The organism is Streptomyces sp. NPDC050534 (genome assembly GCF_044457745.1).
Lineage (GTDB): Bacteria > Actinomycetota > Actinomycetes > Streptomycetales > Streptomycetaceae > Streptomyces.
The window spans coordinates 126,442-133,627 of record NZ_JBITHF010000020.1 but is presented as its reverse complement, the minus strand read 5'-3'; the positions used below and the strand labels follow the sequence as shown (position 1 = coordinate 133,627).

At 70.2% G+C, this 7,186-nt stretch carries 6 protein-coding genes; 4 read left to right on the top strand and 2 right to left on the bottom strand.

Annotated elements, in window-relative coordinates; genetic code table 11:
* Window positions 1-215: 215 nt before the first annotated feature.
* The gene (locus ACIBN2_RS43290; protein WP_399143217.1) at window positions 216-1,187 is read right to left on the bottom strand and encodes an LLM class flavin-dependent oxidoreductase; all 972 of its coding nucleotides are present in this window, start codon (window positions 1,185-1,187) and stop codon (window positions 216-218) included.
* A 106-nt stretch (window positions 1,188-1,293) separates the two neighbouring features.
* Between ACIBN2_RS43290 and ftsY the strand changes: the two genes are divergently transcribed.
* Window positions 1,294-2,496 carry a signal recognition particle-docking protein FtsY gene (ftsY, locus tag ACIBN2_RS43285; RefSeq protein ID WP_399143215.1) on the top strand — a complete coding sequence of 401 codons (1,203 nt, stop codon included), beginning with the start codon at window positions 1,294-1,296 and terminating at the stop codon, window positions 2,494-2,496.
* Window positions 2,497-2,604: 108 nt separating this feature from the next.
* Here ftsY and ACIBN2_RS43280 read toward each other — a convergent pair whose 3' ends face one another.
* Window positions 2,605-3,261, bottom strand: a complete 657-nt coding sequence (locus ACIBN2_RS43280; protein WP_399143213.1) for a bifunctional DNA primase/polymerase — start codon at window positions 3,259-3,261, stop codon at window positions 2,605-2,607.
* Window positions 3,262-3,708: 447 nt separating this feature from the next.
* Here ACIBN2_RS43280 and ACIBN2_RS43275 point away from each other — a divergent pair, with 447 nt between their 5' ends.
* From ACIBN2_RS43275 to ACIBN2_RS43265, 3 genes are all read left to right on the top strand, one after another.
* Complete coding sequence (locus ACIBN2_RS43275) at window positions 3,709-5,193, top strand: hypothetical protein (RefSeq protein ID WP_399143211.1); 1,485 nt, start codon at window positions 3,709-3,711, stop codon at window positions 5,191-5,193.
* Window positions 5,194-5,507: 314 nt separating this feature from the next.
* Window positions 5,508-6,842 (top strand): ammonium transporter, encoded by a 1,335-nt coding sequence (locus ACIBN2_RS43270; protein ID WP_399143209.1) that lies wholly within the window; start codon window positions 5,508-5,510, stop codon window positions 6,840-6,842.
* Window positions 6,839-7,177 carry a P-II family nitrogen regulator gene (locus ACIBN2_RS43265; protein WP_399143207.1) on the top strand — a complete coding sequence of 113 codons (339 nt, stop codon included), beginning with the start codon at window positions 6,839-6,841 and terminating at the stop codon, window positions 7,175-7,177. The genes ACIBN2_RS43270 and ACIBN2_RS43265 overlap by 4 nt, the downstream gene beginning before the upstream one ends.
* Window positions 7,178-7,186: the final 9 nt, after the last annotated feature.

Sequence of the window (7,186 nt, the reverse complement as noted above, 5' to 3'; positions counted from 1 at the left end):
TACACGGCCTTCGCGGCGCTCTCCATCCCGTTCGTCCTGAAGTTCGTGAAGGAGACGAAGGGCAAGGCGCTGGAGGAGATGGGCTGAGGCCCCCCCCGAGCCGAGGAGACGGGCCCAGTCCCCGCTGCCCCTCTCCTCGCACCCCACCGCCGCCCCGGCTCGGCCAGTGACCGAGCCGGGGCGGCGGTCTCGTACCCCGCGCCGGCGCGGGGTCCTCAGTCCGTCAGCCGCGGCAGCACCCGTTCGGTGAACAGGCGCAGGCTGCGCCAGCCCTCCTCCGGGGGCATCCCGCCGGCCAGTGGGTGCAGGACGAGGTTGTCGAGGCCCAGGTCCACGCACTGGTCGGGGGTGAGGATGCGGTAGACGCCCTCCGTACGCAGGTCCTCCACGGTCGTGGCGGAGGACTTCACGGCGGAGCGGATGTCCCCGGACTGCCAGGAGGCGTACGTCCGCGCCTCGTGCAGGAAGTGCCGGCCGTACTCGGCCCACGCCCGGTCCGGGTCCTCGGCGATGTGCAGCAGCGGGGTCTCGGCGGTGGGCATCATGGTCCAGCCCTCGGTGCCGTACTCGACGAGCCGCTCCTTGTAGTACGCCTCCAGCTCCGGCAGATGCGCGCTGGGGAAGAAGGGGAGGCCGAGGCGGGCGGCCCGGCGGGCGGCGGCCTCAGAGGAGCCGCCGACCAGCAGCAGGGGGTGCGGCTCGGTGAGCGGGCGGGGCGTGATCCGCACTGTACGGCCGCGGTACTCGAAGGGCTCGCCGGTCCAGGCCTTCAGCAGGGTCTCCAGCACCTCGTCCTGGAGCTTCCCGCGGCGCTTCCACTCCACGTCGAACAGCGCGTACTCCTCGGGCCGGTATCCGATCCCCGCGACCGTCACCAGCCGCCCGCCGCTGATCAGGTCCAGGACGGCGATCTCCTCGGCCAGCCGGAGCGGGTCGTGCAGCGGGCCGATCACCGCCGAGACGGTCACCGCGACACGGCTGGTCGCGCCGAAGACCGCGCCCGCGAAGACGAAGGGCGAGGGCAGCCAGTTGTTCGCGACGCCGTGGTGCTCCTCGGTCTGCACGGTGGTGATGCCGTGTTCGTCGGCATATGTCGCCATGTCCAGGGCCGCCCGGTAGCGGGCGCCGAGGGAGGCGGGGGTGGCGTCGGGCTCTACGAGGTTGAAGCGGACGACCGTGACGGGCATGGGGGGCTCCCCTTCACCGGGCGGGTGTGGAAGCGGACGTTAGCTGACGGAGTGTCAGACATCCAGAGGGGTGCCGCAGGACTCCATGACCGATACTGGTCGGGTTATGGAAACCGTCATCCTTGCTGTAGTCATCGCCGTGGTCGTGATCGGCGCGCTCGGCGGGCTCGTCATCGGCACCCGGCGCAAGAAGCCGCTGCCCCCGCCCCCGCCCGCCGCGCCCGACATCACGGCCCCTCCGGCCGAACCGCACGTCGGCGACGAGGCCGAGACGCCCCGCGACGAACCACGCCGGACCATAGAGGAGGTGGATCTCCCGGACGGCTCGGCTCCCGTCGCCGTCGAGGAGCCTCCCTTCGTCGAGGTCCCCGAGATCGAGGTTCCCGAGCCGGCCGCCGGCCGGCTCGTACGCCTCCGCACCCGTCTCTCGCGCTCCCAGAACGCGCTCGGCAAGGGCCTGCTCACGCTCCTGTCGCGCGAGCACCTCGACGAGGACACCTGGGAGGAGATCGAGGACATCCTGCTCACCGCCGACGTCGGTGTGGCCCCGACCCAGGAGCTGGTCGAGAGCCTGCGCGAGCGGGTGAAGGTGCTCGGCACCCGCACCCCCGCCGAGCTGCGCGGCCTGCTGCGCGAAGAGCTCCTCAAGCTCGTCGGCACCGACATGGACCGCACGGTCAGGACCGAGCCGGAGACCAGCAAGCCCGGCATCGTGATGGTCGTCGGAGTCAACGGCACCGGCAAGACCACCACCACCGGCAAGCTCGCCCGCGTCCTCGTGGCCGACGGCCGCACCGTGGTCCTGGGCGCCGCCGACACCTTCCGGGCCGCCGCAGCCGACCAGCTGCAGACCTGGGGCGAGCGCGTCGGCGCCTACACCGTGCGCGGGCCCGAGGCCGGCGACCCCGCCTCCGTCGCCTTCGACGCGGTGAAGGAGGGCAAGGAGATGGGCTCCGACGTCGTCCTCATCGACACCGCCGGGCGCCTGCACACCAAGACCGGTCTCATGGACGAGCTCGGCAAGGTCAAGCGCGTCGTCGAGAAGCACGCCCCGCTGGACGAGGTGCTGCTCGTCCTCGACGCCACGACCGGGCAGAACGGTCTGGTGCAGGCCCGGGTGTTCGCCGAGGTCGTCGACATCACCGGCATCGTGCTCACCAAGCTGGACGGCACGGCCAAGGGCGGCATCGTGATCGCGGTCCAGCGTGAACTGGGCGTGCCGGTCAAGCTGGTGGGTCTGGGCGAAGGCGCGGACGACCTGGCGCCGTTCGAGCCGGAGGCGTTCGTTGACGCCCTCGTCGGAGAGTGACACCGCCGGCCGACAACGGTACGAGAAGGAAGAAGCGCCCGCCTCCCAAGGTGCAGTTGGGGAGCGGGCGCTTCGCTGTGCGGCTCGTACGGCGTGTGCCTCGTACCGCTACGCCCGGGACCGGTGTGCCACGTACGCCAGGGTTCCCAGCAGCAGCCGTGCCGCCGGCGGTTTCGTGGCCGAGTCCAGCGCGGGCCGGCGCAGCCACCGCGCGGGGCCCCGGCCGCCGCGGTCGGAGGGCGGGGCCGTGATGTACGTCCCGGGGCCGAGGCCGCGGAGGTCGAGCGAGGTCGGGTCGTCCCAGCCCATGCGGTAGAGCAGTTCGGGCAGTCCGGCGGCGGCGCCGGGGGCGACGAAGAACTGGGCGCGGCCCTCCGGGGTCGCGGTGACCGGGCCGACGGGCAGGCCCATGCGCTCCAGGCGGACCAGGGCGCGGCGGCCGGTCGCCTCGGCCACGTCGACGACGTCGAAGGATCGGCCGACCGCGAGCATGACCGACGCTCCGGGGAACTCGCCCCAGGTCCTGGTCACGTCGTCGAGCGTGGCGCCGGCCGGGACCGGGGGTGCGAACTCCAGGGGGTGCGCCCCGGGTGCGCCGCAGTCCACCCGGCCGCAGGAGCATTCGCCCCCCGAGGCCCGCGCGCCGGCCACGACGTCCCAGCCCCACAGCCCGGTGAACTCGGCGACGGCGGTGCACTCCGAGGAGCGGCCGCGCCGACGCGAGCCGGAGCGGATCTCCCGGATACCACCGATGGTGAAGCCCATGCCCCCTCCAACGGGTCCGACGCGTCGGTGGTTACGACGCGGATGCGGATCGTGACCCTGTGTGATGTCCGAGTCACCCACCCCGCTTGGTCCGGGCGGCGCTGGAGGTGCCTCTGGTGGTGAACTCGACGACGCGCGCCCCTGAGTGCATCGCTCCGCCTACTCCCGATCGGTCTATGTCAAGTGAATCGCGTGCAGGCCACCGGGAGTTCATTCGAAGGGGTGGCGAATGGTGGCGTTTCCGGGATCGCCATGGCTGGACGGGTGATCGTAGGATTACTTTGAGTGCACGGGTCCTGGGGGCACATGCACTCGTGGGTATGCCGGAGGCAAGTCGGTATCCCGTTCGAAGGGTGAGAACCGGCGGACGGGAGGCCGTATTTACCGGCATTCTGATAGGGCTTGGCGCACTCGGCGACAAGTGGTCTCAGGGATGGGGGCGTTCCAGTGAGCGGCAACGGCGGAAGCGGGACGACCGCGACCAGCATCGACAAACGCCCCAACGAGCTGCTCACTTCCTGGTTCGTGCGCAGCGGCTGGTCGAAGGGTGAGCTCGCCCGCCAAGTCAACCGCAGGGCACGCCAGTTGGGCGCCAACCACATCTCCACGGACACCTCCCGGGTGCGCCGCTGGCTGGACGGCGAGAATCCCCGCGAGCCCATCCCCAGAATCCTGTCCGAGCTGTTCTCCGAGCGCTTCGGCTGTGTGGTCTCCGTCGACGACCTCGGTCTGCGCACGGCACGCCAGTCACCCTCCGCGACCGGCGTCGACCTGCCCTGGACGGGCCCGCAGACGGTGGCGCTGCTCAGCGAGTTCTCGCGCAGCGACCTGATGCTGGCGCGGCGCGGCTTCCTCGGGACCTCGCTGGTCCTGTCCGCGGGCCCGTCCCTCATCGAGCCCATGCAGCGCTGGCTGGTGCCCTCGCCCCAGGCGCCGCAGGCGGAGCCCGAGTCGGCCGCCGTCTCCCGCCGGGCCGGCCGGCTCTCCAGGCCGGAGCTGGACCTCCTGCAGTCCACCACGGTGATGTTCCGTCAGTGGGACGCCCAGTGCGGCGGCGGTCTGCGCCGCAAGGCGGTCGTCGGCCAACTGCACGAGGTGACGGACCTCCTCCAGGAGCCCCAACCCGAGGCGACCACCCGGAAGTTGTTCAAGGTCGCCGCCGAACTGGCCGAGCTCGCGGGCTGGATGTCGTACGACGTAGGGCTCCAGCCCACCGCCCAGAAGTACTTCGTCCTCGCCCTGCACGCCGCCAAGGAGGCGGGCGACAAGCCGCTCGGCTCCTACGTCCTGTCCAGCATGAGCCGGCAGATGATCCACCTCGGGCGCCCCGAGGACGCCCTGGAGCTCATCCACCTCGCGCAGTACGGCAGCCGGGACTGCGCGAGCCCCCGCACCCAGTCGATGCTGTATGCGATGGAGGCCCGCGCGTACGCCAACATGGGGCAGCCCGGCAAGTGCAAGCGCGCGGTGCGGATGGCCGAGGACACCTTCGCCGACGTGGACGAGTGGGACGAGCCGGACGCCGACTGGATCCGCTTCTTCTCCGAGGCCGAGCTGCACGGCGAGAACAGCCACTCCTACCGCGACCTCGCCTACGTCGCCGGCCGCAGCCCGACGTACGCCTCCCTGGCCGAGCCCGTCATGCAGCGGGCGGTCGACCTGTTCGCCCAGGACGCCGAGCACCAGCGCTCGTACGCACTGAATCTCATCGGCATGGCCACGGTGCACCTGCTCCAGCGCGAGCCCGAGCGGAGCGCGGTGCTGGCCGAGAAGGCCATGCACATCGCCAAGAAGGTGCGCTCCGAGCGCGTGAACACTCGTATCCGAAAGACGGTCGACACCGCCGTACGCGAATTCGGGGACCTGGCCGAGGTCGTCGACCTCACCGAGAAGCTCGCACTGGAGCTCCCCGAGACCGTCGAGGCGGTCTGAATCCCCTGACCCCGGCCGCGGCCGGCCCTCCCGAACTGCCCGACTCGGCTCCCCCGTGCCAGGTCATCGGAAGGCCGTCCGCGGCCGGATTCCTTCCATCGCGGAAGGTTGCGCCAAGATAACGATCATCTCGGCCGGCATCCGGCAGTTCATCGAGGCGTAACACGCACGGCGCCTTCGTCACGGCGGCGAAACAACGAGGGGCTTCCACCGAAACCGCGCTGCGCCAATCTCATGGCGCATAACCGGCCCACCCCTCATGCCCGCTTCAGGCTTCGCCCGCACGGGGCCGTATTAACGACGAGGAGACGCCGATGGCACCAGCCATCACGCTAGCCGCAGACAAACTGTCGGCTGCCAACACAGGCTTCATGCTCATTGCTTCCGCACTGGTGCTGATCATGACGCCGGGCCTCGCCTTCTTCTACGGAGGCATGGTCCGCGTCAAGAGCACCCTGAACATGCTGATGATGAGCTTCATCAGCATGGGCGTCATCACCATCCTGTGGGTGCTGTACGGCTTCTCCATGGCGTTCGGTACGGACCACGGCTCGCTCATCGGCTGGACCGGCGACTACATCGGCTGGGCCGGCATCGACAAGATGGACATCTGGTCCGGGTACACGATCCCGGTCTTCGTGTTCGCCGTCTTCCAGATGATGTTCGCGATCATCACGCCCGCGCTGATAAGCGGTGCCCTCGCGGACCGCGTCAAGTTCTCGGCCTGGACGCTCTTCCTCGTCCTGTGGGCCACGGTCGTGTACTTCCCGGTCGCCCACTGGGTCTGGGGCACCGGCGGCTGGGCCTTCGAACTCGGTGTGATCGACTTCGCCGGCGGTACGGCGGTCCACATCAACGCGGGTGCCGCGGCGCTCGGCGTGATCCTGGTCATCGGCAAGCGCGTCGGCTTCAAGAAGGACCCGATGCGCCCGCACAGCCTCCCGCTGGTGATGCTCGGTGCCGGTCTGCTGTGGTTCGGCTGGTTCGGCTTCAACGCCGGCTCCTGGCTCGGCAACGACGACGGCGTCGGCCCGCTGATGTTCGTCAACACCCAGATCGCCACCGCCGCCGCCATGTGCGCCTGGCTCGCCTACGAGAAGATCCGCCACGGCGCGTTCACCACGCTGGGCGCCGCCTCCGGTGCCGTCGCGGGTCTGGTCGCCATCACGCCGTCCGGCGGCGCGGTCTCCCCGCTCGGCGCGATCGCGGTCGGCGCCATCGCCGGTGTCGGCTGCGCCGCGGCCGTCGGCCTGAAGTACCGGTTCAACTACGACGACTCGCTCGACGTCGTCGGCGTCCACATGGTCGGCGGTATCCTCGGCTCCCTGCTGATCGGCCTCTTCGCCAGCGGCAAGGGCCAGTCCGACGTGAAGGGCCTCTTCTACGGCGGCGGCATGCACCAGTTCTGGATCCAGTGCGCCGGTGTCTTCGCAGTCCTCTTCTACTCCCTGATCTGCTCCGCGATCCTCGCCTTCCTCCTCGACAAGACCATCGGCATGCGGGTCACCGAGGACGAGGAGATCTCCGGCATCGACCAGGCCGAGCACGCCGAGACCGCATACGACTTCAGCGGCGCCGGCGGCGGCGCCGCCCGTAACGCCGTGCCCGCCGGTGCCGGAGCGGCCCAGAGCAAGAAGGTGGACGCATGAAGCTCATCACCGCCGTCGTCAAGCCGCACCGGCTCGACGAGATCAAGGAGGCCCTCCAGGCCTTCGGCGTCCATGGCCTGACGGTCACGGAGGCGAGCGGTTACGGTCGTCAGCGGGGCCACACCGAGGTCTACCGTGGTGCCGAGTACACCGTCGACCTGGTACCCAAGATCCGCATCGAGGTCCTGGCCGAGGACGACGACGCCGATCAGCTCGTCGACGTCATCGTCAAGGCGGCCAGGACCGGCAAGATCGGTGACGGCAAGGTCTGGTCGCTCCCGGTGGAGACGGCCGTCCGGGTCCGGACCGGCGAGCGCGGCCCCGACGCGCTCTGAACGAAAAAA

What these genes read in the sequence shown, in the direction of transcription:
- ACIBN2_RS43290 (WP_399143217.1), bottom strand. Translation starts at nt 1,187, where the DNA reads ATGCCCGTCACGGTCGTCCGCTTCAACCTCGTAGAGCCCGACGCCACC.
- ftsY (WP_399143215.1), top strand. Translation starts at nt 1,294, where the DNA reads ATGGAAACCGTCATCCTTGCTGTAGTCATCGCCGTGGTCGTGATCGGC.
- ACIBN2_RS43280 (WP_399143213.1), bottom strand. Translation starts at nt 3,261, where the DNA reads ATGGGCTTCACCATCGGTGGTATCCGGGAGATCCGCTCCGGCTCGCGT.
- ACIBN2_RS43270 (WP_399143209.1), top strand. Translation starts at nt 5,508, where the DNA reads ATGGCACCAGCCATCACGCTAGCCGCAGACAAACTGTCGGCTGCCAAC.
- ACIBN2_RS43265 (WP_399143207.1), top strand. Translation starts at nt 6,839, where the DNA reads ATGAAGCTCATCACCGCCGTCGTCAAGCCGCACCGGCTCGACGAGATC.